Source organism: Neobacillus sp. DY30 (genome assembly GCF_030123065.1).
In the GTDB taxonomy this organism is placed as follows: Bacteria; Bacillota; Bacilli; order Bacillales; family Cytobacillaceae; genus Neobacillus.
On sequence record NZ_CP126093.1, the window covers coordinates 3,286,326 to 3,309,796 of the forward strand.

Sequence of the window (23,471 nt, forward strand, 5' to 3'; positions counted from 1 at the left end):
AACGCATTTTAAATTAAATCCTGCCACCATTCAGTGTGGCAGGATTCAATTTATTTTTACTAATTCAATGCCGTTTTAATAACATCTATGTTTTTTCTCATAATGCTTAAGTAGTCTTCCTGCTCTTTAACATTTTCCTTTGTTAAAGCCTCGAGATTGTGAAGAGTGAGCGACTTAGCGCCGATTTCATTTTGAATGATTTCAGATACTCTTTGTGAGACATTCTGCTCAAAAATCACATACTTGATTCCATGTTGTGTTGATTCTTTAATAATTTCCGCTAATTCTTTTTGTGAAGGTTCTTGTGTAGGTGAAAGACCATTTATCGCAATGGTTTCAAGACCATAACGTTCCTCCCAGTAGCCATAGGCGTCGTGGGACACTAATAGATGTTTAGTTTTTGAGTTTTCGACAACTGTCTGAAACTCTTGATCTAGTGTTTCTAATTCACCTTTTAACTTTAGAAAATTAGCCTCAAAATCATCTGCATGCTCAGGCTTTAACTCAGTTAGTGAAACTTTAATATTATTGGCCAAGTCAATGGCTAGGACAGGGTCCAGCCATACATGGGGATCAACATCTCCATGTTCATGTGCTTCTTCTACGTGTCCATGTTCTTCATCTTCGTGGGAATGTTCTTCATCTTTGTCGGCATGATCCTCCGCAGCCTCATGCTCATGACTATGGGAGGACGCTAAAAGATTTATTCCTTCAGCCGCCTTTACGATTGTGACATCTTCTTTTTCTAATGTTTCCACTGCTTTATCTGCAAAACCTTCAACACCAGCTCCCGTGTAAATGAATAGATCAGATTCAGCAAGAGAGACCATATCCTTGGTGGTAGGTTCAAATGAATGAGCATCAACCCCTGGAGGATAAATACTCTGGATTTCAACAAAGTTCCCGCCGATTTTTTTAGCAAAATCTTCAAGGGGATATATGGTAGTGGATACCTTTAACGTACCATTCTTTTCTGTTTCTTCACTTGTTTGAGTTTCTTTCGCGCTGCAAGCAGTTAACAATAGAGCAGACATCAGCATGGTTGAAAAAATAAATTTTGGTATTTTCATTTCTAAACTCCATTCATAAATTATTTATTTTGCGCAAATCGTAGTGATTACGTTTTGTATTATAGTATTAAATTATGAATCTGTAAATGATTTTAGGAATCATTTCGAATTAAAAAATATTACGACAGTTATGCTACATAATAAATAAAAGGGAGCTTCGTTATTTAGAATAAGGTAGATTGAATATTTTCAAAGACCACATGGAGCTTCCTAGTGAAATCAGGAAAGCTCTTAATTTGTTTATAAAATTTAATACTGATAATAAATTGTGAGACTTTTATGAAATTTTTCCATAGACTTAAAAACACTTATTCGTCGTGTTAATATGTATAAAGCTAGGAACAGCTACTAGAACTGTAACTAATTTAATCATTACAGAACATCAGTAGTCAGAATGAAAGGAGTCTTATCTTGAAAAAAATCATAATTATCTTGTTTTCTATCATTATGATAGTACCGACATTTGTAAGTGCACACACAAGTCTATCCACCTCCAATCCATCAGAAGGACAGGTTGTCACAGAGAATCTTGAACAAATCATCCTTACTTTTGCTACTACTATCGAGGAATTAAGCACGATGGAATTAGTTAAGGATGGAAATGTCATTCCATTAGAAGGAATCAAAGTTGAACAAAAGCATTTAATGGGAACAGTAACAAAACCATTAGAAAACGGATCATACAAAATCCAATGGAAAATTGTTGGAGAAGATGGTCACCCAATAAAAGGTGAAATTAATTTCGTTGTTCAAATTGAACAAAATGGAGTAGAATCTAATCCTGTTACTCCTGAGGATAGTGCTGTAAATCAAGGAGATGACAGCCAAACTGATCAAGGAGAAGAAAAAAGCGAAGAACAAAATATTGCTTCTGATGCAGTGGAAAATACCGATAATCAAAATAATAATCTTTCATCCATCATGTTCGTACCTTTTATTATTATCTTAATCATTATTTTAGGAATTGTACTTTTATTCTTTACTAAAAAGAAAAAGAGTTAATTGAATTGGCTGAGCATCCACTAAAAATCATGACAAAAAAGACAGGAAACCATTGTTCTCTTGTCTTTTTTTTCGAGGAGCAAAAAAATCTATAAATCTAAGACTTTGGTTGTATTCAAATATCAAGTTTAAGAAGTTATTATATTGAAATGTGATGGTTTTTGACCATTGTAATAGCTTAGAAAAAAGAAAGAGGTTTTGTGAATGGCGATTGATTCATTTGTCATGGCTTTTTTAGGTATGGATTTAGACTATGAAATGTGGAAAAACATAGGGATTTCTATTGGGATATTACTTTTATTCATACTATTTAGAAACTTATTTACCAAGTATGTATTCCGGTTAATTTTAAAATTGGCAGGTAAAACACCTACAGATTTTTTCACAAAAATCTTTTTAGCTTTTGAGCGTCCTTTAGGATGGGGTTTTATTATTTTAGGTTTATATCTAGCCATGGATTATTTTCCATTTATCGAACAGCATAATGCGTTATTTTTAAAATTCTTACGTTCGATGGTGATTGTATTAATTACATGGGGATTATTTAATCTGTCCTCTCCAACTAAAGGTATTTTAATTAGTGTGAATGAAAAGATTAATAATAAGATAGATCAAATACTGCTTCCGTTTATTTCAAGAACCATCCGCGTCATCCTGATTGCGATCAGTATCAGTATTATCGGGCAGGAATTTGATTATGACGTCAATGGATTGGTCGCTGGACTTGGTTTAGGAGGTCTTGCTTTTGCTTTAGCAGCAAAAGAAGCGGTTGGGAATCTAATTGGCGGTATCGTCATTGTCACAGAAAAACCTTTTTCGATTGGTGAATGGATTTTGACACCTAGTGTTGAGGGAACGGTAGAAGATATAAACTTCAGAAGTACTAAGATTCGAACCTTTAGTCAAGCGCTTGTAACCGTTCCAAATTCAACGCTAGCGAATGAACCGATTACCAACTGGAGCCGGATGGGGAAAAGAAGAATTACTTTCCATTTAGGATTAAACTATCAAACTTCTAAAGAACAAATTGAAAGAGTCGTTTCGCGGATTGAAAATATGTTGAGGACTCACCAAGATATTCATCCTGATACGATCATGGTAGCATTCGACCATTATAATGACAGCAGTCTTGATATTCTTTTATATTTTTTTACGAATACTACCGTTTGGGGAGAACATGTGAAAATTAAACATGAAATCAACCTGGCAATCATGGGAATTCTAGAGGAAGAGGGAGTAGAAGTCGCTTTTCCAAGCAGAACCATTTATGTATCTCCGCAATCTAGTGAACTATTTCAGACAATGGGATCATATGAATAACCAACTTTAAATAAACTCGCCAAAAGGTAACTCCAGCCTACATTTCAGAAATGTGGACAGTTAGCTACCTTGGCGAGTTTTTTCATTTACACAACGAACACATTAATGCCGGCAGCTGGAATCAGCATACAGCCCAAATTATAATTAACAGGATAAATAACACAACAATTAAATGAAAACCAAAACCTACTTCATATTCATTACTCATTTTGAAATACCTCCTTATTCTGGGAAGAATACATCTTATGATATTCGCCTAGAGATTGATACTAAAATGGAATAAAAATAAAAAAATACAGTGAATCAGGTTAAACAATTTAGCGGGCTATGTAGTATGATTAAGATTAATTCCAGTCTTTTTAAGTAGAGGTGACTAAAAAATGACTACTTCAGAAAAAAATGCAAGAACTTGCCCCAATGGACACAAGTATTATAAAAGCAGTGATTGTCCAACCTGTCCGGCTTGTGAGCAAATAAAGAAACCAAAAAATGGATTTCTTTCACAGCTCTCCGCACCAGCAAGACGAGCATTGGTGAACAATGGGATCACATCTTTACAGGAACTATCCACCTATAGTGAAAAAGAAATTTTGAAATTTCACGGAATGGGACCTGCATCTCTACCTAGACTTAGATCAGCATTACACGACGAAGGTTTATCATTTAAAAACTAACATCCTAGCTGTTAGTTTTTTATTGAACTTGCCTAAGCAGGATATTTTCAAAATAAGGAGAAATTAATAGTGATTATTGAAATAAAATGGGATGAGGAATTTCATGAGGTTGAAGAATGGGGAATATCAGATTCAAATTAATTCAATTAAACATTGGATAAAAATAGAGGGTAGTGAACATCAGACCACACCTTTGGTTCTTCTTCACGGCGGCCCTGGAGGAAACCATTACACTTTTGAAAGAACGATTGGCCCTTTACTCTCTGAAAAAAGGACAGTCGTCTATTACGAACAACGCGGATGTGGAAGAAGCCAAAAGCCTGTTTCTGATGAAGATTATAAAATTGAACAGCTTATATCTGATTTTAGTGAAATTAAAAAATGGCTCGATGTAGATAAGGTAGACCTATTGGGCTACTCCTTCGGCGGAGAGTTAGCGCTTGAAATTGCCTATGCACTGCCTGACGCTATCAATAAAATCGTGCTCTCTGGACCAAGTTTAATTGATTTAGAGATGGGAAAATTCATTCAAATTGCTGGCCTTATGTCAGTTGGTGAAACTCCTTTATTAAAACAAATCAATGAACTGCTAAAACAAAATCTCCCTATAAACATTTTATATGAAAAAGTTTGGAATTTGGTTGATACCAAAACAGTTGATCGGCTGTTATTTCAAAATCAAAGTATAGCGAGTCAGAACAGAAAGCTTTGGAGTGAAAGTCAGCTCACTAATACAGGATTAATGGCAAAAATAATTATGAGTCATCCTTTGGAAATTCCGTTACTGGATCGGTTAAACCACATTAATCAACAAACTTTAATTATTACTGGTATTTTTGATCGAAATACAGGTTTAACCATTTCCAAGCTCATACATAGTGCATTAAAAAATAGCCAATTGGTGCTCTTTAAAGAAAGTGCACATTTTCCTGACTTAGAAGAACCCTATCACTTTAGGGATACCGTATTAAACTTTTTAAATTCTTAATGTCCTAAATAGGAATCGCTCAATTAAAGAAGGATAAATGAATAATTTTAACCCCCAAAGCTATCGCTATGGGGGTATGCAAACTTTAGTCTTCTTCAGGGTTTTTAGGTCCGTTTAGATCCAATTGATAAAAAGCTAAATCCAGCCACGTATTGAATTTATATCCTGCATTTTTAATTGTCCCTGAATGAACGAAACCAAACTTCTCATGCATGGCAATACTTTTTTCATTTGCTGCATCGATACCAGCAATTAATGTTTTATACTCTCGTTCATTAGCAATTGAGATGATTTCTTTTAATAATGAAGTTGCAATCCCTTTTCTTTGAAAATTGGGATCTACATATATAGAATGTTCAATTGAATATTTGTAGGCAGGCCACGGTCTAAAGGGACCAAACGTTGCAAAGCCAACAACCCGTTTATCTAGCTCATAAACGATAACAGGATATCCTTCATCCATTTTTTGTTTTAACCAAATTTCTCGACTTTCTAGTGTTTGAGCCTTATAGGTATATACAGCCGTAGTGTGAAGGACTGCATCATTATATATATCTAAAATGTTCTGTAAATCCTTTTCCTGTGCAGATCTAATCAAAGTTGACACCCCTAAATTATAAATATGACGTTAATTATAACAGTGTAGGACTGCTATGAAAATAACTTTAGACAATGTTTGGATGGGTGCCAATTTTTTTCATATCATATGGTTATAACAACTTTTCCTTGGGCGTGACCTTGTTCGAAGTAACTAAACGCTTCTGACACATCACTTAACTTATATTTTCTATCGATAACAGGTTTAACTTCTCCGGTTTCGAGAAGTTCTTTCAGAAACAAAAGATCATGTTGATTGGGTCTTTGTAAAAAGCTGCCCATTTTCTTATTCGAGGTCTTGGAAATCCATGGCCCCAAGGTCATTGCCTGAAACATTTGCGCCTCCGAACCTCCAACATGAACAAAAATACCATTTTGATTTAAAGCACGTTTATAATCTGAAAGTGGTTGGTGCCCGTTAACACCAAGGATTACGTCATACCGGTAATTATTTTCGGTAAACTTTTCCTTTGTATAATCAATCACATGGTCAGCGCCAAGTGATTGCAAAATCTCTACATTTCTCGTACTGCACACACCGGTTACCTCAGCACCAAATGATTTTGCAATCTGTACAGCGAAAGTACCAACACCTCCAGAGGCACCATTAATCAATACCTTCTTTCCAGGTTGAATCTTTCCTTTATCCCGAAGACTCTGTAAGGCGGTCACACCAGCCATCGGAACGGCTGCTGCTTCCTCAAAGGATAGATTGGCTGGTTTTAATGCTATTGCGTTCTCAGGTACAGCTGCATATTCAGCATATCCACCCCAGCCACAGCCTGATAAGTCTCCGAACACTTCATCACCTGTTTGAAACAGTGTAACATTTTTTCCAACTGCTTCAACCGTACCTGCTATATCTCCACCAGGAATCGAATACTTTGGTTTAAACAAACCGAATGCGAATCGTGCTAAGAAAGGTTCTCCTTTTAAAAGAACGAGGTTCCCAAAGTTGACGGAGGTGGCGTGTACTTTTACCAATACTTGATTGTCCTTAGGAATCGGTTTTTCGACTTCTTTTACTTCAAGTACATCAGGTGGACCATATTTTTTATACACAATTGCTTTCATCATTACCTCCATAAAAAGTAATTACTGCATAAATAATGACTCTACAAGTATTAAAGTCCTAGATAAATAGATATTCCACAAATAGGGCTTCCATACATTGTTGTTAAAAATTTATGATGGAATCTCCTAGTAATGATGCTGGTATGTTGAATAGTGAGAAACTGCTGGCACAAGAACAACCATAGAAATTGCATATCTGATACAATATTCTAAATTGGAATAATTAGGAGGAATTAAAAAAATGACAAGGAAATTAGAGCTTATACATTCTAACCATTTAGCTCAAGTTGACTATGCCTATGCTAGTCGAGTTCCAGCAGGTATGGACTTATTATTTTTAGCCGGAGCATGTCCACTTACGAAAGAGGGAATCGTTCCTGATTCAAGTGATTATGTGAAACAGGCAAACCTTTGTGTGGAGAATTTGAAAGAAGCATTGAAAGAATGTGGTGCTGCTTTAGAAGATATCGTTTATACTAGAGTTCTGGTTGCGAGTCAAAACCAGGCGGACTTGGTAACAACGTGGGAAACGATTAGAAAAGAATTCGGTAATCATGATGTCCCAAGTACATTATCCGGGGTAACGGTATTAGGATATAAAAATCAACTGGTGGAAATTGAGGCAGTTGCTGCCGTAGAAAACCATACAAAATAATGATAGAGGACTCGATTTTTGAGTCCTTTTTTTCTAGGTGCAAGGTTACTATTTTCTAATTATTCTCTATTATTTTCCTATTCCGCCTATTTTGTAAGCGCTTTTATGTGAAGTGTCTCACATGTATAATAAGAGTATAGAAATCCAATAACCATAACTGGAGGAATCAAGATGCTGACAGAGCTTTTTCTTGAATTCAAAAATTGGTGGTTCGGTGAGTCAATGTATAATGAAGAGATAGAAGAATTTGAAAGAATTGAGTCTAAACACACAAGGGTTCATCATGATGAAGATATATATGAAATAATTCGAGTACATTAAATAATTCTATATTCTTAAGGAGACTCATTTGTGGAGTCTTCTTTTTTAATAGAGTCATTTCTTTATAGATATATAAAGGAGATGGCAACGTATTAGAGAATAATATCTTTATACTAATTAAAGGTAGGTAAAGAAATGGGAATGTCTCCATATTATAAAAAGATCAGAGAAAAAGTAGGCAGTGGATTAATTTGCATGCCAAGTGTTGCAGCCATAATACGGAATGATTCAGGAGATATATTATTTCAAAATAAAGGAAATGGCGAGAAATGGAGCCTTCCTGCAGGTGCAATGGAACCTGGTGAAGCTCCAGCAGAAGCTGTCGTTCGTGAAGTATGGGAGGAAACAGGATTAATTGTAGTTCCATCGAAGTTACTAGGAGTTTTTGGCGGCAAAGACTTTCGCTATCAATATCCAAATGGCCATCAAGTGGAATATAACATCTGTTTATTTGAGTGCAAGGTACAAAGTGGAACCCTGAGTCCAATTGATAACGAGACAGCCGAACTACGTTATTTCAGCCCAAAACATATGCCTGAGCTGGCATTACCTTATCCAAAACATTTATTTTACCAAAAGCAACATGATGAGGTATTTTTTCAGTGGGATGATGAGTGGTTAACAATCGAATAAGTTCATAATCTGTTTGATTTTTTGAGAATCGGAGGTTATTTTTCTATGCTATTCTTATTCTAATAGGAAGTCATATATCATATCCTTGGAGGGTTAAAGAATGAGCTGTGGTTGTTCAAGTCATATAAGAGATGGAAAAGATATCGTTGACCATGTGAAAAGTAAAGGAAAAGATAAACTTGCTCCAACAGTGGCACATGAAATTCACTGCGAATGTGGAGAAACATTCACGTTAAAAACAGTTGTTATGAATTGCCCAAAATGTGAAATGACTTACGCGGTAACACCTTGTGGGTCAAGTGATATCAATAATATTAAGCTTGCTGGTATAAAATACGCTTAGGTCAATATCTTAATGTTTAAGTTGCTGAAACAAAACCAGGCTGTCGAGAAAATCTCGACAGCCATTATTTTTTTCTCTTAACTTTTACCATACACCGGGAATATGATCTAATTCTTCTGACCGCATGTTAGCAATCCCTAAAACCCCTAGATGAAGGACTAATCTTTCTGGCGACTTGTTAGATTTGTCCTTAAGAGCCAAGATGAAGGACTAATCTTTCTGGCGACTCGTGAGATTTGTCCTTAAGAGCCTTTATGAAGGACTAATCTCTCTGGCAACTCGTAAGAATTGTTCTTAAGAGCACCGATGAAGGACTAATCCTTCTAGCGACTCGTAAGATTTGTCCTTAAAGGCCAAGATGAAGGCACAAGTATTCTGGAACATTGAATTTATTTGTTCTTCTGTTTTTTTATGATCGCTATCTTATCCAAGCTAGAGGCAATCACAATTCCCGTTGTATAGCGAATTAAATCGACAATAAGGAAGCCTTTACCAAGTACCAACGCTCCCAGTTGAGTTCCGCGAATCTGATTCATCCACTCCTCTTGATACAGCTGACTGAATTCGATACCATAGCTGAACAAAAAACTGAGAATAATCGCTGTCAACATATTCTTTTTCAAAAATAAGAAGCGTAAACCAAAATAGACCATCATTGCCCATAGGGCATCGCCAGCATTCTCTGCTATAAAGGAGAATAAGAGCTGGCTAAATTTTCTAGATGCTAGGCCCAACAGAATCGTGATTACAACAGCAATAAAATAGGTTTTCCTCAGTGGATAATGAGATACATTTTTAGAAATCATTGGCAGCACCTTTTTTCCAACGTATAATCTTCATTATATTAACACTTTTTTTAAGTATACAAGCATGAAATGTTAGATGGGGGGATTATAATGGACATATTTTTTATAGTGAGCATGTTGAGAAATATTATCGTTACTTTTTTTCATGATGCAATATGGGTGGCAGGCTTTTTTTTCTTATTACATAAGACCTTTGTAAGTGAACGACTTAAACAATTCTCTAAATATGTAATTCTAGTTGTTTTGGCTTCACTATTGCTTCATTCGGTTTTAACCAGTATCTATTTAATAGAGGTGTAAAGTATGCTAATAATTGAAGAAATTGAATCAATCGAGACCTATTTAGATCAACTCTCTAACCTTTTGGTGAAAGTGGTGGATGACGGTGCGTCCATTGGATTTTTACCGCCTATGAACTTATCAGATGCGAAACAATACTGGCAAACTGTATTAAATCCAAATGTCATTTTATTTATTGCTAAAATTAATAATGAGATCGTTGGAACTATCCAAGTTCATTTATGTACCAAGCAGAATGGTCTCCATCGAGCTGAAATTGCAAAGCTAATGACTGGTCCTAATGCACGACGAAAAGGGGTAGCTCGTGCCTTAATGAAAGTTGCCGAGGAGCGTGCGGTTAATGAAGGAAGAACGTTACTTGTTCTTGATACAAGAGAAGGGGATCCTTCCAATCATCTCTATCAATCCATAGGATTTATTCCAGCTGGAAGAATTCCGCACTTTGCTCTTTCCGGAAAAGGTGAATTAGATACCACTGTCATTTATTATAAAAAATTATCTAATTAACAAAGATTCTTTGTTCTTTTATTATATTTAAAAATATCAAGCATAAAGTGAACACAGATATCGAAATTAGCTTGTAGACCAGAAAAACAAATCCTTGGATACGTTCATATCCAGGGTTTATTTTTTTTAGAAGCATATGCAGGAGATATTAGTCGTGACGTATAGTGATAATGTTGATAAGATTATAAAAAAGAAGCTGACAAAAAACATTCATTAATGTGACTAGCGGGCTGAAAGCGGGATTGTTTATGAGAGTTATAGGTATTGATCTATCTGGGCCAAGTAATCATAAAGATACAGTTTTATCGGTATTTGAAAAACAGGATAGGGAATTGAAATTTCTTAAATTAATGAGTGATGTAAGTGATTTTACGATATTGGAAGAAATTAAAGCTCAAAGTAAGATTGATGAAGTTATCATTGGATTCGATGCTCCCTTGTCATATGAGGATGGCGGAGGGGATAGACAAGGAGATAAGCTTCTAAGACAGTTTATTATTTCGTTGGGGATGAAGTCTGGATCCATCATGCCTCCCACTTTCAATCGAATGGTCTATCTTACTTTGAGAGGGATTAAACTTACAAGGGAAATTGAAGATATGAAAACTTTCAATCCCATCTCCATTGTCGAAGTTCACCCAGGAGCTGTAATCGGTTCAAGACTTCCTCATGAAGATTTAAATTATGCCTTAAACTACAAACAAGATTTATTAGCTAGAACTTTTATAAGAAACTGGCTTGGCAAGCAACAATTAAAAGAGCTGCCTGCATTTATAGAAAAAGAAAGTCATACAATTGATTCGTGTGCAGCTGCTTTAGGAGCTTGGCATTGGAGGGACCCGTTGTTTCAGCCAAAATGGCTGCTTCCTGCAAATCCTCCGCTTCATCCATATGACTATTGTTGTTAATTTTATAAAGTAAGGGGGAATTAAGAGTGAGATATTATATTGTGGATGTATTTGCTGAAAACAAATATGAGGGAAATCAACTGGCTGTTTTTATTCCAGAGGGGAAAATGGAAACGACCGAAATGCAAAAAATCGCAAGAGAAATGAATTTCTCAGAAACAACCTTTATTTTGTCAGGGTTACAAGCTAATGGAGGGTATGATGTTAAGATTTTCTCTCCTGATTCTGAATTGCCTTTCGCAGGGCATCCGACCCTTGGAACAGCTTATGTTATCAGGAATCTATATGACCGTTCAGAAGAAAGGGAAATAAAACTTAATTTACCTGTCGGACAAATACCAGTTGTGTTTGAAGATCAATACGCCTGGATGACCCAAAATCAACCTGAATTTGGTTTGAATGTTGAGATTGATAGAATAACAGCAGCACTCCAAATTAGTCGAGAAGATATTAACACTGACTTTCCGATACAGGCTGTATCTACAGGATTACCAAGTGTAATTGTCCATTTAAATTCATTGGATGCTGTAAGTCGTTGTAGAATTAACCACGCTGCCTTTGAGAAGCTATTGCAAGATATTGGAGAAGTTAATCTACTAGTATTTACAACAGAAACTGCAAATTCCGAAAACGATCTTAACGTAAGATTGTTTATGTGCAATGCCGGATATTTAGAAGACCCGGCAACAGGAAGTGCGAATGGAAACTTAGCAGGCTATCTATTGAAATATAACTTTTTCCATTCAATCGAAATAAACTATCGTGTTGAACAAGGTGCTTTTATCAACAGACCATCGCTGCTAAAAATACATGGAAAAAAGACCGACGACCACTATCTGATTCAAGTCGGCGGCCGTGTTTTTGTCATTTCAGAAGGTAAATGGTATTAAGAATCAAGTGAAGGGATATTTACTATGCAAACATTGCCTCAAACACAACCAGTAAAAAAATACATACCACTTTCATTTTTTGTTATTTTTCTAGGATACCTCGTTTTTGGTTTATCAGAGAATATCAAGGGTCCAGCGATTCCTCAAATGCAACTCGATTATGGGATTGACGAGCTGCAGGTTGGGTTCCTATTAGCCATTAATTCGATTGGATTTTTAATTGCGTGCAGCTTTACTGGTGCTCTTTCATCAAAAGCCGGCATTAAGCTTACGAGTCTAATCGCTTTTGGTGTCATGGCAATATCAGGGGCATTTATTTATTTTTCTAGTAACTTTGCTATCTTTTCGGCATCCTACTTCATTATGTATTTAGGAAACGGGATGTTGGAAATTGTGCTGGCCATTTTAGCTGCCAGAATTTTCACAAAGAATACTGGCTTTATGATGAACCTGTCTCATTTCTTTTATGGACTTAGTTCAACTGCTGCACCATTAATGGCAGCGGGCTTAATGGGTATGACGTTTATCGGCGGTCAAGAGCTAGGCTGGAAGGGAATGTATTTTTTTATGCTCTCCTTATGCATCATCCCTATGATCCCAGCATTTTTTAGTAAACTTCCAGTTGATCAAACAACTACTCACGAGCGCCTGCCGATTAAGATGTTCTTAAAAGATCGGGTAGCATGGTTCATTATTATCATTCTGTCGTTTGGGGTAATTTTGGAAATTTCGATTGCAGGTTGGCTCGTAAACTTTCTTGAAAGATCTTTTCATTGGAGTGGAGCGGCGGCTTCCGGTATGTTATCCATCTTTTTTCTCTGTTTTATGATAGGAAGGTTACTTCTAGGCTTTATTACCGATAAGGTTGGATTTATGATATCCATCATTGTTTTTTCTGGTCTTGCCGGAATTACGACCATTTTGGCTACTTTATTCGGACCTTCAGGGGTTTGGTTATATGCAGCTGCCGGGTTTGGGATTGCCCCCGTATATCCAACCGTTATGGCATTAATAGCAAAAAGATATCCGAATGGAATTGACGCTGCTATAACAGTGACCGTAACAATTATGGGCATTGTCGTTGTGGTCAGTAATTTATTCTTAGGTGCATTGATTGAATTTTTTAAAAGATGGTTTACTAGTTTTCTTGGAGCAGAGATGGGTCTTATGAGAGGTTTTCAGGCAGGGTTTATTTTCATGGGCGTCTGCGGGTTGTTATGCTCTGTTTTTAGTATTATGCTATATCGCTATTTGAAGAAGCAGAATGAAGTGATGTAAACGAGGTGACCGTTTAGGTTGCCTCTTTTCATTGAGAGGAGGGGAAAGATCGGTGAATAAACCATTTAAAGAATTGATCCATTCCGAAGAAGAATTGCGTACGCTGATTGGTTTTCCAAGTGAATTAGTAGAAAGAAAGACCATTTCATACCTAGACCATAATTGTGCTGAATACATATCTAAATCACCATTTTAAGGATAGTGAGCAGCTTGAACAGATGGCAGTAAGAGGGCGTACTCCTTTATTGGGTATTGGAATAGAAGTAGAGGAATGTTTCATCCATTGCGCAAAAGCGTTTAAACGTTCAGGTGTATGGGATCCAAGTTCGTGGTTGGAAGAAAAATCATTACCGTCTGCTGCCAAAATACTATTTGAACATGCCAGGTTACCTGATAGCTGTACCGAGTCCATTGAAGAAAGGCTAAAAGAAAGCTATACAAAGAGACTCTATTAAATTTTGAACAAGCATATCTCGATACTCCGATATATACTTGTAAAAGAAACGTTTGATTCCCTTTCAGGATAAAAACCAGAGGTAACGGGAACCAAAGAACTTTGCCAGTATCCAAAAAAGTAATCTATAAAAAATCCCAAGTGAACCAAAATCACTTGGGATCTTATTTTTATAGATACGGACTTTCATGCTTCGCCTTAAGCATATTCCAACGACGGTCAACTTCCTTATCAAACATCTCTAACATGTCTTTGCTGTTCTCATTAAGCAAATGTTTCGTTTTACCCATCAGCTTTAACCATTCGGATACGGCTAACCGTTTATTTTTTTCTTCAGGATTATAAGTAACCGTTGTAATCCCGTGTTCGACTTCATAAAGAGGGAAGAAGCACGAGTTAACAGCAGCCTCAACAATCGTCTGACCTAATTCATCCTTTGATTTCCAGTTTAATGGACAGGTAATTAATATTTTGCCATAAACCAAGCCTTCATTGTTGGCATACCACTGGGCTTTAGCAGCTTTCTTTAAAAGGTCGCGATCGAAAGCTTCGGTACCGGTAAATACATAAGGAATATGAGTAGCTGCCATTATTTGAGCAGTATCCTTGTGATGGAATGGTTTTCCATTCTGGAACCCACCAATATTAGATGTGCTCGTCATATGCCCCATCGGAGTAGAGTAGGACAGCTGACTGCCTGTATTCATATAACCTTCATTATCGTACTCAAGGATAATCATTTTATGGTTCCTTAATGCCGTTCCAATCGCAGGACCCATGCCGATATCCATACCACCGTCACCTGTCACCATTACGAATGTAAAGTCATCGCTCAATCCTAATTCCGCTAATTCACCGCGTCTCTTTCTTTCATGGAACATCTCCACAAGCCCGGAAAGGGTAGCAGAGCCATTTTGGAATAGGTTATGAATATACGTGGCTTTATGAGAGCTATAAGGGAACCCAGTGGTTACAACCATTGCACACCCTGTATGGAATAAGGCAACGATGTCACCTTCAATTCCTTTAAAAAACAACTCCAGCCCTGAGAAAATACCACAGCCTGGGCAGGCACCGTGACCTGAAGCTAGTCGCTTTGGTTTCTTCGTTAAACTCCGTAACGGCGGGATTTTGACTTTGAGTTCCCCCGTTTTTTCATCAGGGGTTACCGTGATGAGGCCCGTATTTAAGTCTTCTTTTTTCATCGGATTTAAAACTCGTTTAGGCGCAAACTCTGGCTTCCCAGGATTATGCCCAAAGTAGTCGAACGGCTTTTCAACAATGCCTTTCTCAGTCGCTTCTAATGCTAACTGGAAAAATTGTTCCGCATCATCTGCATAAAAGTCTTTCCCGCCTAGTCCGTAGATTCGGTTGATCACCTTCGTATGTGCATTTCCAACCGTTTGCAGTGCTGCTCTTACTTCAAGCGCCATGTTGCCGCCATGTGCTCCGTAGGAATCGGCACGATCACCGACGGTTACCGCTTTTACGTTTTTCAAGGCTTCGGCAATTTGTTTTTGAGGGAAGGGACGTATCATATTTGGTGAAATCACACCAGCTCTAATCCCTTTCAATCGTAGGCGGTCAACCACGTCTTTACAAACCTCAGCAGCAGAATTCAGCATAAATACCGCCACCTCAGCATCCTCCATACGGTATAAATCAAGGATAGGATACTCACGACCCGTTAATTCAGCATATTCTTTTGAAATTCGCTCGAAAACGGCTTCCGCATTGTACATCGCTTCTGATTGTTGATAGCAGTTATTAATATAATCAGGTTCATTCATATATGGACCAATGGTTACCGGGTTCTCACGGTCTAAAGCATGAGGGAAGTTCCTTGGCGGTTCCCCGATAAATTTTTGGACATCACTTCTATTTTTAATCACCTGAACTCGGCGTTTTTGATGGGAAGTAAAGTATCCGTCAAATGAAACGATGACTGGCAGTCGGACAGCCGGATCTTCTGCTAATTTAATCGCAATAATGTTCATGTCATAAACAATTTGCGGATCACGGGCCATTAGGATTGGCCATCCAGTATTCAACCCGAAATATAAATCTGAATGATCACCATGGATATTTAATGGACCTGAAACAGACCGGTTAACTAAATTTAATACCATCGGAAACCGGGTTCCTGATTGAACAGGGAGCTGCTCTAACATATAAAGGAATCCATTCGCACTAGTTGCATTAAAAACACGCCCGCCGCCAGTTGAAGCCCCATAGCATATCCCTGCAGAACCGTGCTCGCCATCTGCCGGGATTAAAACAATATCATGTTCTCCTCTGGATTTCATCCCATCAAGGAATTGGGCAACCTCCGTTGATGGGGAAATAGGGAAGTATCCCATGACATGATAATTTATTTGATGAGCAGCATAGGCCGCCATTTCATTACCAGATTCAAATACAAAACTTTGTTCGACCGTACCTAGTTCGGTTTTGAGGTTTTCTTGGTTTATTTCAATGGACAAATTGATCCCGTCCTTTCCTTAGTTTTGAGTCACTAAATCAAATAAATGGGGTACACGGTTGTTATCCGCATAACCGTCATTGTATTCACGTTCTCCTGATAGCGCTTCCACAGGGCAGGCGGTGACGCATTTCAAGCAGCCTTTGCAATATTGGTAGTCAATTCCTTTAAGAAACATTTGCGGCCGGCCTTTTTTATCTGCTTTTTCTTCCCATACAAAGCAGAAATCTGGGCAGGCAGTATCACATGCGGCGCAATTGATACATTTTTCCTCATGAAAATGAGGGAGCATACCGGCGCGTGAAATACTTAAATCCTTTAAAATGCTGTTGCCTGGATTAATGATCATACCGCCAATGGCCTGAGTTTCATAACCAAGAACAGGTTCTGGTCTTGAAAAAGGTTTTGGTTCGACGCCATTTTTCGGAAGATACGTTTTAAATTCTACTTCATTAAATCCACGGTCAAATGTCCGAATATTCGGATCAACCAAATGTGGATATTTTTTTTCAAAGGTACGACGAATCGTTTGTTTCATGGACTCTGGATCTAAAAAGTCCAAAATACGATAAAGCGCACCGAGCATAGCAGTGTTTGCCTTTGTTTGTTCTTCAAGAGCGATACCAGTCGCGTCAATGATGGCAATGGTTCCACCCGCAATTTTCATGAGATTTTTTAGTTCGTCAGGGGATTTTTGTGAGTTTACTAAGATTGTGCTGTCAGGGAAGATCCCGCTTGTGCAGTCGATGGTTTTAAACAGGGCATCATGGAAAATACCGACAACATGAGGGCGTTCTATAGGTGTGGTGTCTCGAATGTTTGTTTCTGGTTCACAAAACCGAATATGGGCTTTTACTGGGGAACCTTTTTTCTCTGAACCGTATGATGAAAAACCGACTCCATTCAGTCCGTTTCCAACCACTCCATCCTCAGAAAGCATTTTACCAGCCAGATTCGCACCTAACCCGCCAATGGACTCAAGGCGGATTTCAAAAAATCCTAATTCATTTGTTTTTGGTAATTTTGACAAAAGTATTCCTCCTATCAGTGAATCGGAGTTTAATATAGAATATTATAAATATTCTATAAATTAAATTATTTTAATTGTAACAGGTCACCAAAACAAATACAACAGATTTTTGAAATCAGATGTAGGAACACATATGGTGTTGGTTTTATGAGATTATTGAAATATGAATGTGATATATAACAGATTTAATTATGTTATATAACATAAAGAGAGGACGAGAATGATAGGTTGTTTGTAGTTCACTTGTGCCCAGTTTATTCATATAATGCTAAAAGTAAAAGACATGAAAAACTAAAAATTCATCAAAGCCTTTTCAAAGTTAAGGTAAGAATTTTTAAGAGCAGGAGGGGAATTATGTGAAATTTACCATTCAATATATACCCCTAAATAAAATCAAACCTGATGTATCCTTGAAAGTAACAGAACACATAAAAAGAATGCAGAGATTGATGTGGGACTGCATGTTTGTATTGGTTGTCAGAAAAAATCGAAGGGATAACAGCTATACAATTATTAGCGGTCAAGATCGTTATGATTCCCTCCGAAAACACACGAAAAGTATTTATGCTCCTTGTATCGTTGATAAAAGCACACCTTCCGGAACCTTATCTTGGTTACATCGCTTTCGCAGAAAACAACCGCTGGATGATTTTCCGTTAATGCCATCAAGCTGGTCCATCGTACGTTCCTTTTTAAAACAAGAGCCTCGTTTTAAAAAACTTTCCCGATCACAACAAATAAGAGTCCTTCTTTTAGCTGCCCACTATAAAAAAACAGTCATTTATTCAATGAAAACGACTGTTGATGATCTATTAAGGGACCGATAAAAAAAGAGTTTGGATATTTCCAAACTTTTTTCTATTTTATAAGAAAAAAATAGAAAAACATATGTATGAGAATGCCAACTCCAATCATATTAAACTAATTAATAATCACCTTGTTTATGGCATTGATATACATCTAGTAGTATTTTACCATAATTATCCAAAAACAAGAGTAAAATCATACTTTTCTCCTTAAATGATGATGACTTAAAAACGGGGAGAAGAGCAGAAACTCATTTCCTGCTCTTTATTTACTACTCAATCTTTACCTTAATGTGATCGATCGCATTATATCCATAATCCTTTCTATTCCAATAAGGTTTGATCGGCTGCGTTTGACCATAAGAATCCGTCGCTTTGGACATAACGGTATAGTTACCTTTTTTAACTGCATACCAGTCAAAAGACCAAGAAACCCATTTGTAGCCCAAATTGTAATTTGTTACCTCCGCAATAGACCATGTTTTTCCATGATCTATACTGATTTCTACCTTTGTGATGGAGCCTTTACCAGTCCAAGCTATCCCTTTTATTTCATGTTTACCAGCATTTAAACTAGCCATATCTATCGGTTTTTGGATCGTTGAATTTACATTCATAGTGGTGACCGGGTGAGCACCATCGTCATTATCTTGATTTGGATAATACATATAGTCAATCTTCTGGAAAGGGCCAGTAAAATGGGAACCTATGACACTTATTTGCTTTATCCATTTAACAGACGCCATACCATACCAAGATGGAACAATCAATCTGAACGGAAATCCATGTTTAAAGGATAATGGTTGATGGTTATATTCATAGGCTATAATCGTATCTGGATGTAATGCCTTGTCTAATGGTAAACTTCGAGAATAAGAGACCTCCTTGTCTAAGTCGGTTCTTTTTCCAACATCATATCCTTCCACGACCACTTCTTTTGCTTCTTTTTTTATTCCCGAGATCTCAAGCAGAGTACGCAAAGGCACACCTTTCCAAACGCCTTGGCTCATAGCACCCTTTTCCCATTGTTCGCCAAATACCTTTGGCTCGAATAGGCTGCGCTTATTACCCGCACATTCAAGGACACCTTCTATGGTTTTAGAGGGCAATTGAAGGATATTTAGCATGGAAAGCAGTAAGGGGGTAGAAACCAATCCATTTATTAGAATAAAGTAGTTTGAATAGGTGAGTTTTGGATAAGAAAAGTGGTTACGCCGATAAAATAAAGGGGTTTGGATTATATCATTCTCAATAAAGTGAATCGGTGTTTCCTGATTTTCAGGTTCTAAACTACGTGTTGTTAAAAAAGGTTTCACAACAGGATGTTTTGGCTCCATCATTTCCTCCTTAAAAAAGCAGTCATTTAAAATGTATGTTTTATGTGGTCGTAAGAAAACCTTAAATTTACTTTTTGAGGACATATGTCCTAACGAAAAACTCTTGATTTATCATTTAATTAGAATATAAATCTAGATAAAATTGGAGAGAAGAGAGATGAAAGGGAGTTTATTTGCATTTTTAGGCGGTGCTTTTATTACACTTCAGGGTGTGGCGAATACACGTATTAGCGAAGATATCGGCACGTGGCAGACAGCAGCCATTACACAATTCACGGGATTTATCGTAAGTTTAATGATCATGATATTTGTAAAAGATGAGAAATGGAAAAGGTTAAAGAATGTAAAACCCCTATACTTGACTAGTGGTGCTTTTGCAGCAATTATTATTTTTAGTAATGTCGCATCCATACAATACGTGGGTGTTACCCTTTCGATTTCGGTCCTATTAATAGCACAGTTAAGTCTGACCTTTTTAATTGATGGCAAGGGCTGGTTCGGAATACCGAAGCAAAAGATGCGGTTACCTCAGTTCGTAGGAATTGCGATGATGATAGCGGGTGTGGTCATACTAAGGTTTTGATGTACCGAATTGCTCAATGTTGGAGGTAGAAACATGAAAGAAATAAAAGATCCCAAGTTATTACAGTCTTATTTGCAGGCTCACCAAATAGAATCCATTTTTAATGAAGCAATCATGCCATACTTATCAATATATCATTTCGACCAAGGGGAGCTGATCTTATCCCAGGGTGAACCATCCAAGTATTTGTATGTCCTGGTAAAAGGTAAAATAAAAATCTACACCACTTCAGCAGAAGGGAAAACACTTATTTTATCCTTTAAAACACCGATTGAAGTGATAGGGGATATTGAATATGTGCAGGAGATCGATACCATCAATACGGTGGAGGCTGTTTCATCGGTCTATTTGATTGGCGTGCAACATACTTTACTGAAAAAATTAACAAATGATTATTCACCATTTTTACAATTTATCTTATCAATTATTACCGAGAAGTTTTACTTAAAGAATAATTCAATGAGCTTCAATTTGATGTATCCGGTTGAGGTTCGTTTAGCAAGTTATTTATTGTCCGTTACCCAAGATGAAAATGAATCTTTATTTTCTGGGCAGCTATGTACCACTAGCTTGACTGATACCGCAAACCTTATCGGTACCAGCTATCGCCACTTAAATCGAGTTATTCGGCAATTTTGTACTGATGGTCTGGTAGAGCGTAGTAAAGGATACATCCTTATTAAAGATAGAGAAGGCTTAAAAAATTTAGCCGGAGGTAATATTTACGAGTAGATAAGATGAGGACCAAAAACGAAGCGTTGGAATCGTTATAGCTTGCAGCTAATCATGAGCTTCTATTAAAATATTACACATTGGAGTGAATCAAATATGATTCTAGGACTACTATTTGCCATACTGGCTGGAGCATTAGTCGGTCTGCAAAATATATTCAATAGTAAAGTGGGGGAACACGCTGGTTCATGGACAACAACTACCTTAGTCTTAGGTTTAGGATTTGTTGCTTCATTTACTCTAGGTTTCCTGTTTGAAGGTAAAGAACTTTTTCAATTACAAAATATGAAAACATGGTACTGGTTTAGTGGGTTGATAGGAATTGGAGTAGTAACCTGTGTCGTGCAAGGTATAAAGTTGCTTGGTCCAACCTATGCGATTTCCATTCTTCTTATATCACAGCTGGGAATTGCATTATTGTGGGATTCATTTGGCTGGATGGGAATTGAAAAGGTACCATTTACCCTTCAACAATTAATAGGTGTACTCGTAATCGTTGCTGGCATTCTTGTTTTTAAAATGAGCGGTGAACCTAACTCGACAAAGATGCCTAATGGCTTAAAAAGTGTACCTGCAGAAAAGTAAACAGAGGATGGAGAGTTACCTTTTGAAAAATTATAAAACGTTGTTTTTTGATGTAGATGATACTTTATTAGATTTTGGTGCAGCGGAAAAATTAGCGTTACAACTTCTTTTCGAGAAGCAGAATATTCCGCTTACTACTGAAATGGAAGAAAAGTATAAGAGAATAAATCAAGGTCTTTGGCAGAGGTTTGAAGAAGGAGAACTGAGCCGGGATGAGGTTGTCAATACACGCTTTTCTCTTCTTTTTCATCAATATGGAAAAGATGTTGATGGGACCTTACTAGAAAAAAACTATCGATCATTCCTCGAACAAGGACATCAATTGGTGAACGGTGCTTTTGAACTTATTACAGAACTTACTTCCCAATATGACTTATATATTGTCACGAATGGCGTGTCTAGCACACAGGATAAACGATTACGTGCTTCAGGTTTATATCCACTGTTTAAAGGGATCTTCGTTTCCGAAGATACAGGTTTTCAAAAACCAATGAAGGAATATTTTGATTATGTTTTCGCCAGAATTCCTCATTTTGAAGTGAACCAATCAATTATTATCGGTGATTCGTTAAGTGCTGATATTTTAGGCGGGGCACAGGCCGGGATGGATACCTGCTGGTTTAATCCCAAAATGAAACCGAACTATACTGATATTAGTCCAACGTATCAAATCCATAAGCTTGAAGAATTGAAACGAATATTAAATGTAAAGGATAGAATAGGTGCCTGTTAATTTGACATATAAAAGGAGTGTGGACGATGGAGTTAAACTATGAAATCATTACTGATGAAGAAATTGAAACCTGTAGAGATTTATGTAATGAACTGATGGCGTTTCAAAAATCGAAAGCTCATATAACCCCTGAGCTATTTGATCATATGAATTTTGACACTCGGATGGTTCCTTCCGTAAAAAACGCCATACACAATTACATTGTCGTTGTAAAAGATGGTGAGAAAATTATCGCTTACGTTTATTCCAATATCTCTCCGAAAGAAGCCTATTCTAATGATTTCGCAACATTCTTTGACCTGACATCGGTTCAAAAAAAGAATGTAGGTTGTCTATCGCAATTTTATATAAAAGATGAATATAGACACTATGGGATTGGATCTAAGCTTTTCAATATGTCCATGGAGTGGCTAAAACAATTTGATAATGTAGAGGATTATTTTATCTTTGTCTCAAATGGTAATGATCACGCCTTGGAATTTTATAAATATAAAGGATTTTCAGTAAGTCATACCATATTGGATGGTTTTATCACGGTTTTACGAAAATAGGATGTGACCATTCTTCCATACATACCTTGGGTCCTAGACACTCCTCTACTCCTCAAGTCTTAGATAAACTTACTACTTCAGTATCTTCAGCCAAATTTAATACTCTACTATACTAAGATTACATTATATAATGGAGTGGAGAAAGATGACTGAATCAATATTATCCCTAATTAAAGAATGGGGGATATGGGGTGTGTTATTTTCCTTATTTATTGAAGGAAGTGCTCTTCCTTTTATCGGCTCGTTCATCATGGTTACAGTGGGATTTATTTTAGATTTAACCTGGTTTGAGAGGGTATGGATTTCATTAGCAGGCAGCTTCTTGTATGCGATTGGGAGTTGGATTCCTTATTTTATTGGATATAAATTCGGAAAATCTGTTGAAGACAGGTTAAGTAATGCAAAAAAAGAAAAATTATCCAAGGCTAAGATGGCCTTTAGCAGGAATGGAATTTGGAGTGTGGCCATTTCAAGCCCGCTTCATTTAGGGAATTTTGTTCCTTTTTTAGCAGGAATGTCACATATGAAACTTCGAACGTATACACTACTTACAATAATTGGGATTGCGCCATCCACCTTACTATTTTTAAGTATTGGTCATTTTTATCCAGGTGATTTCCAAACCATTATGAATACAATAACGGATTATCAACGATTACTATTCATTTTGTTTGGCTTCATCACTTTATCTTATATGGGTATAAAATTATTCGGTTATCGTAAGCAAAAGAAATTGCTGAAGCATAATGTGTTGAGCTAGATATCCTTTTACTAAAAACACCTGAAATGAAGTGACCCCGTAAAGTTAGACA

Annotated in this window: 28 protein-coding genes and 1 pseudogene; 21 read left to right on the forward strand and 8 right to left on the reverse strand. The window is 36.9% G+C overall.

The window, feature by feature from the left end; translation table 11 throughout:
• Positions 1-59: 59 nt before the first annotated feature.
• Positions 60-1,070, reverse strand: coding sequence for a metal ABC transporter solute-binding protein, Zn/Mn family (locus tag QNH29_RS15885; protein WP_283860361.1), 1,011 nt, complete (start codon positions 1,068-1,070; stop codon positions 60-62).
• Positions 1,071-1,481: 411 nt separating this feature from the next.
• Here QNH29_RS15885 and QNH29_RS15890 point away from each other — a divergent pair, with 411 nt between their 5' ends.
• Both QNH29_RS15890 and QNH29_RS15895 read left to right on the forward strand, forming a co-directional pair.
• Positions 1,482-2,072, forward strand: a complete 591-nt coding sequence (locus QNH29_RS15890; protein WP_283860362.1) for a copper resistance CopC family protein — start codon at positions 1,482-1,484, stop codon at positions 2,070-2,072.
• 204 nt (positions 2,073-2,276) lie between these two features.
• Complete coding sequence (locus QNH29_RS15895) at positions 2,277-3,392, forward strand: mechanosensitive ion channel family protein (protein ID WP_283860363.1); 1,116 nt, start codon at positions 2,277-2,279, stop codon at positions 3,390-3,392.
• A 121-nt stretch (positions 3,393-3,513) separates the two neighbouring features.
• On the opposite strand, the gene QNH29_RS15900 is transcribed toward QNH29_RS15895, so the two are convergent.
• A complete protein-coding gene (locus QNH29_RS15900; protein ID WP_283865653.1) occupies positions 3,514-3,600 on the reverse strand; it encodes a YjcZ family sporulation protein in 87 nt (28 codons plus the stop codon).
• Between the two features lie 172 nt (positions 3,601-3,772).
• Between QNH29_RS15900 and QNH29_RS15905 the strand changes: the two genes are divergently transcribed.
• Positions 3,773-4,066, forward strand: coding sequence for an RNA polymerase alpha subunit C-terminal domain-containing protein (locus QNH29_RS15905; RefSeq protein ID WP_283860364.1), 294 nt, complete (start codon positions 3,773-3,775; stop codon positions 4,064-4,066).
• 103 nt (positions 4,067-4,169) lie between these two features.
• Positions 4,170-5,054, forward strand: a complete 885-nt coding sequence (locus tag QNH29_RS15910; protein WP_283860365.1) for an alpha/beta fold hydrolase — start codon at positions 4,170-4,172, stop codon at positions 5,052-5,054.
• 85 nt (positions 5,055-5,139) lie between these two features.
• Here the strand turns inward: QNH29_RS15910 and QNH29_RS15915 are convergent, their stop codons facing one another.
• Together QNH29_RS15915 and QNH29_RS15920 are read right to left on the reverse strand one after the other, a co-directional pair.
• A complete protein-coding gene (locus tag QNH29_RS15915) occupies positions 5,140-5,652 on the reverse strand; it encodes a GNAT family N-acetyltransferase (protein WP_283860366.1) in 513 nt (170 codons plus the stop codon).
• 104 nt (positions 5,653-5,756) lie between these two features.
• Complete coding sequence (locus QNH29_RS15920) at positions 5,757-6,725, reverse strand: NAD(P)-dependent alcohol dehydrogenase (RefSeq protein WP_283865654.1); 969 nt, start codon at positions 6,723-6,725, stop codon at positions 5,757-5,759.
• A gap of 241 nt (positions 6,726-6,966) precedes the next feature.
• Here QNH29_RS15920 and QNH29_RS15925 point away from each other — a divergent pair, with 241 nt between their 5' ends.
• The 4 genes from QNH29_RS15925 (at position 6,967) to QNH29_RS15940 (ending at position 8,677) form a co-directional block, all read left to right on the forward strand.
• The gene (locus QNH29_RS15925; protein WP_283860367.1) at positions 6,967-7,380 is read left to right on the forward strand and encodes a RidA family protein; all 414 of its coding nucleotides are present in this window, start codon (positions 6,967-6,969) and stop codon (positions 7,378-7,380) included.
• A 171-nt stretch (positions 7,381-7,551) separates the two neighbouring features.
• Positions 7,552-7,701: a hypothetical protein gene (locus QNH29_RS15930; protein ID WP_283860368.1), complete on the forward strand. Its 150-nt coding sequence runs from the start codon at positions 7,552-7,554 to the stop codon at positions 7,699-7,701.
• Positions 7,702-7,836: 135 nt separating this feature from the next.
• Complete coding sequence (locus tag QNH29_RS15935; RefSeq protein ID WP_283860369.1) at positions 7,837-8,334, forward strand: NUDIX hydrolase; 498 nt, start codon at positions 7,837-7,839, stop codon at positions 8,332-8,334.
• 100 nt (positions 8,335-8,434) lie between these two features.
• Positions 8,435-8,677 (forward strand): hypothetical protein, encoded by a 243-nt coding sequence (locus tag QNH29_RS15940; protein WP_283860370.1) that lies wholly within the window; start codon positions 8,435-8,437, stop codon positions 8,675-8,677.
• A gap of 389 nt (positions 8,678-9,066) precedes the next feature.
• Here the strand turns inward: QNH29_RS15940 and QNH29_RS15945 are convergent, their stop codons facing one another.
• Complete coding sequence (locus QNH29_RS15945) at positions 9,067-9,483, reverse strand: ribosomal maturation YjgA family protein (RefSeq protein WP_283860371.1); 417 nt, start codon at positions 9,481-9,483, stop codon at positions 9,067-9,069.
• 114 nt (positions 9,484-9,597) lie between these two features.
• On the opposite strand from QNH29_RS15945, the gene QNH29_RS15950 reads away from it, so the two are divergent.
• The 6 genes and pseudogenes from QNH29_RS15950 to QNH29_RS15975 all read left to right on the forward strand — a co-directional run bounded on the left by QNH29_RS15950 (position 9,598) and on the right by QNH29_RS15975 (position 13,821).
• Positions 9,598-9,783 carry a hypothetical protein gene (locus QNH29_RS15950; protein WP_283860372.1) on the forward strand — a complete coding sequence of 62 codons (186 nt, stop codon included), beginning with the start codon at positions 9,598-9,600 and terminating at the stop codon, positions 9,781-9,783.
• A 3-nt stretch (positions 9,784-9,786) separates the two neighbouring features.
• On the forward strand, positions 9,787-10,290 hold the full coding sequence (locus QNH29_RS15955) for a GNAT family N-acetyltransferase (protein WP_283860373.1): 504 nt from the start codon (positions 9,787-9,789) through the stop codon (positions 10,288-10,290).
• 248 nt (positions 10,291-10,538) lie between these two features.
• On the forward strand, positions 10,539-11,198 hold the full coding sequence (locus QNH29_RS15960; RefSeq protein ID WP_283860374.1) for a DUF429 domain-containing protein: 660 nt from the start codon (positions 10,539-10,541) through the stop codon (positions 11,196-11,198).
• Between the two features lie 26 nt (positions 11,199-11,224).
• On the forward strand, positions 11,225-12,088 hold the full coding sequence (locus QNH29_RS15965) for a PhzF family phenazine biosynthesis protein (protein ID WP_283860375.1): 864 nt from the start codon (positions 11,225-11,227) through the stop codon (positions 12,086-12,088).
• Positions 12,089-12,112: 24 nt separating this feature from the next.
• Positions 12,113-13,366 carry an MFS transporter gene (locus tag QNH29_RS15970; RefSeq protein ID WP_481858732.1) on the forward strand — a complete coding sequence of 418 codons (1,254 nt, stop codon included), beginning with the start codon at positions 12,113-12,115 and terminating at the stop codon, positions 13,364-13,366.
• 52 nt (positions 13,367-13,418) lie between these two features.
• Positions 13,419-13,821: pseudogene (locus QNH29_RS15975) on the forward strand (PNPOx family protein).
• A gap of 169 nt (positions 13,822-13,990) precedes the next feature.
• On the opposite strand, the gene QNH29_RS15980 reads toward QNH29_RS15975, so the two are convergent.
• A complete protein-coding gene (locus QNH29_RS15980) occupies positions 13,991-16,303 on the reverse strand; it encodes a thiamine pyrophosphate-dependent enzyme (protein WP_283860377.1) in 2,313 nt (770 codons plus the stop codon).
• Positions 16,304-16,321: 18 nt separating this feature from the next.
• A complete protein-coding gene (locus QNH29_RS15985; RefSeq protein WP_283860378.1) occupies positions 16,322-17,332 on the reverse strand; it encodes a 2-oxoacid:acceptor oxidoreductase family protein in 1,011 nt (336 codons plus the stop codon).
• 356 nt (positions 17,333-17,688) lie between these two features.
• On the opposite strand from QNH29_RS15985, the gene QNH29_RS15990 reads away from it, so the two are divergent.
• Positions 17,689-18,159 carry a hypothetical protein gene (locus QNH29_RS15990; protein WP_283860379.1) on the forward strand — a complete coding sequence of 157 codons (471 nt, stop codon included), beginning with the start codon at positions 17,689-17,691 and terminating at the stop codon, positions 18,157-18,159.
• Positions 18,160-18,410: 251 nt separating this feature from the next.
• On the opposite strand, the gene QNH29_RS15995 is transcribed toward QNH29_RS15990, so the two are convergent.
• Positions 18,411-19,478 (reverse strand): sulfite oxidase, encoded by a 1,068-nt coding sequence (locus QNH29_RS15995; RefSeq protein WP_283860380.1) that lies wholly within the window; start codon positions 19,476-19,478, stop codon positions 18,411-18,413.
• 154 nt (positions 19,479-19,632) lie between these two features.
• Here QNH29_RS15995 and QNH29_RS16000 point away from each other — a divergent pair, with 154 nt between their 5' ends.
• From QNH29_RS16000 to QNH29_RS16025, 6 genes are all read left to right on the forward strand, one after another.
• A complete protein-coding gene (locus tag QNH29_RS16000; protein ID WP_283860381.1) occupies positions 19,633-20,058 on the forward strand; it encodes a DMT family transporter in 426 nt (141 codons plus the stop codon).
• 33 nt (positions 20,059-20,091) lie between these two features.
• Positions 20,092-20,790: a Crp/Fnr family transcriptional regulator gene (locus tag QNH29_RS16005; protein ID WP_283860382.1), complete on the forward strand. Its 699-nt coding sequence runs from the start codon at positions 20,092-20,094 to the stop codon at positions 20,788-20,790.
• Between the two features lie 96 nt (positions 20,791-20,886).
• Entirely contained in the window at positions 20,887-21,375 is a 489-nt protein-coding gene (locus QNH29_RS16010; protein WP_283860383.1) for a DMT family transporter, read from the forward strand.
• A 22-nt stretch (positions 21,376-21,397) separates the two neighbouring features.
• On the forward strand, positions 21,398-22,108 hold the full coding sequence (locus QNH29_RS16015; protein ID WP_283860384.1) for a YjjG family noncanonical pyrimidine nucleotidase: 711 nt from the start codon (positions 21,398-21,400) through the stop codon (positions 22,106-22,108).
• A 26-nt stretch (positions 22,109-22,134) separates the two neighbouring features.
• Entirely contained in the window at positions 22,135-22,659 is a 525-nt protein-coding gene (locus QNH29_RS16020; protein WP_283860385.1) for a GNAT family N-acetyltransferase, read from the forward strand.
• Between the two features lie 145 nt (positions 22,660-22,804).
• A complete protein-coding gene (locus QNH29_RS16025) occupies positions 22,805-23,419 on the forward strand; it encodes a DedA family protein (protein ID WP_283860386.1) in 615 nt (204 codons plus the stop codon).
• Positions 23,420-23,471 lie beyond the last annotated feature (52 nt).

What these genes read in the sequence shown, in the direction of transcription:
- QNH29_RS15920 (WP_283865654.1), bottom strand. Translation starts at nt 6,725, where the DNA reads ATGAAAGCAATTGTGTATAAAAAATATGGTCCACCTGATGTACTTGAA.
- QNH29_RS16020 (WP_283860385.1), top strand. Translation starts at nt 22,135, where the DNA reads ATGGAGTTAAACTATGAAATCATTACTGATGAAGAAATTGAAACCTGT.
- QNH29_RS15945 (WP_283860371.1), bottom strand. Translation starts at nt 9,483, where the DNA reads ATGATTTCTAAAAATGTATCTCATTATCCACTGAGGAAAACCTATTTT.
- QNH29_RS16010 (WP_283860383.1), top strand. Translation starts at nt 20,887, where the DNA reads ATGATTCTAGGACTACTATTTGCCATACTGGCTGGAGCATTAGTCGGT.
- QNH29_RS15950 (WP_283860372.1), top strand. Translation starts at nt 9,598, where the DNA reads ATGTTGAGAAATATTATCGTTACTTTTTTTCATGATGCAATATGGGTG.
- QNH29_RS15910 (WP_283860365.1), top strand. Translation starts at nt 4,170, where the DNA reads ATGAGGTTGAAGAATGGGGAATATCAGATTCAAATTAATTCAATTAAA.
- QNH29_RS15955 (WP_283860373.1), top strand. Translation starts at nt 9,787, where the DNA reads ATGCTAATAATTGAAGAAATTGAATCAATCGAGACCTATTTAGATCAA.
- QNH29_RS15970 (WP_481858732.1), top strand. Translation starts at nt 12,113, where the DNA reads ATGCAAACATTGCCTCAAACACAACCAGTAAAAAAATACATACCACTT.
- QNH29_RS15895 (WP_283860363.1), top strand. Translation starts at nt 2,277, where the DNA reads ATGGCGATTGATTCATTTGTCATGGCTTTTTTAGGTATGGATTTAGAC.
- QNH29_RS15940 (WP_283860370.1), top strand. Translation starts at nt 8,435, where the DNA reads ATGAGCTGTGGTTGTTCAAGTCATATAAGAGATGGAAAAGATATCGTT.
- QNH29_RS15900 (WP_283865653.1), bottom strand. Translation starts at nt 3,600, where the DNA reads ATGAGTAATGAATATGAAGTAGGTTTTGGTTTTCATTTAATTGTTGTG.
- QNH29_RS16025 (WP_283860386.1), top strand. Translation starts at nt 22,805, where the DNA reads ATGACTGAATCAATATTATCCCTAATTAAAGAATGGGGGATATGGGGT.
- QNH29_RS15885 (WP_283860361.1), bottom strand. Translation starts at nt 1,070, where the DNA reads ATGAAAATACCAAAATTTATTTTTTCAACCATGCTGATGTCTGCTCTA.
- QNH29_RS15930 (WP_283860368.1), top strand. Translation starts at nt 7,552, where the DNA reads ATGCTGACAGAGCTTTTTCTTGAATTCAAAAATTGGTGGTTCGGTGAG.
- QNH29_RS15960 (WP_283860374.1), top strand. Translation starts at nt 10,539, where the DNA reads ATGAGAGTTATAGGTATTGATCTATCTGGGCCAAGTAATCATAAAGAT.
- QNH29_RS16005 (WP_283860382.1), top strand. Translation starts at nt 20,092, where the DNA reads ATGAAAGAAATAAAAGATCCCAAGTTATTACAGTCTTATTTGCAGGCT.
- QNH29_RS16000 (WP_283860381.1), top strand. Translation starts at nt 19,633, where the DNA reads ATGAAAGGGAGTTTATTTGCATTTTTAGGCGGTGCTTTTATTACACTT.
- QNH29_RS15905 (WP_283860364.1), top strand. Translation starts at nt 3,773, where the DNA reads ATGACTACTTCAGAAAAAAATGCAAGAACTTGCCCCAATGGACACAAG.
- QNH29_RS15925 (WP_283860367.1), top strand. Translation starts at nt 6,967, where the DNA reads ATGACAAGGAAATTAGAGCTTATACATTCTAACCATTTAGCTCAAGTT.
- QNH29_RS15935 (WP_283860369.1), top strand. Translation starts at nt 7,837, where the DNA reads ATGGGAATGTCTCCATATTATAAAAAGATCAGAGAAAAAGTAGGCAGT.
- QNH29_RS15995 (WP_283860380.1), bottom strand. Translation starts at nt 19,478, where the DNA reads ATGATGGAGCCAAAACATCCTGTTGTGAAACCTTTTTTAACAACACGT.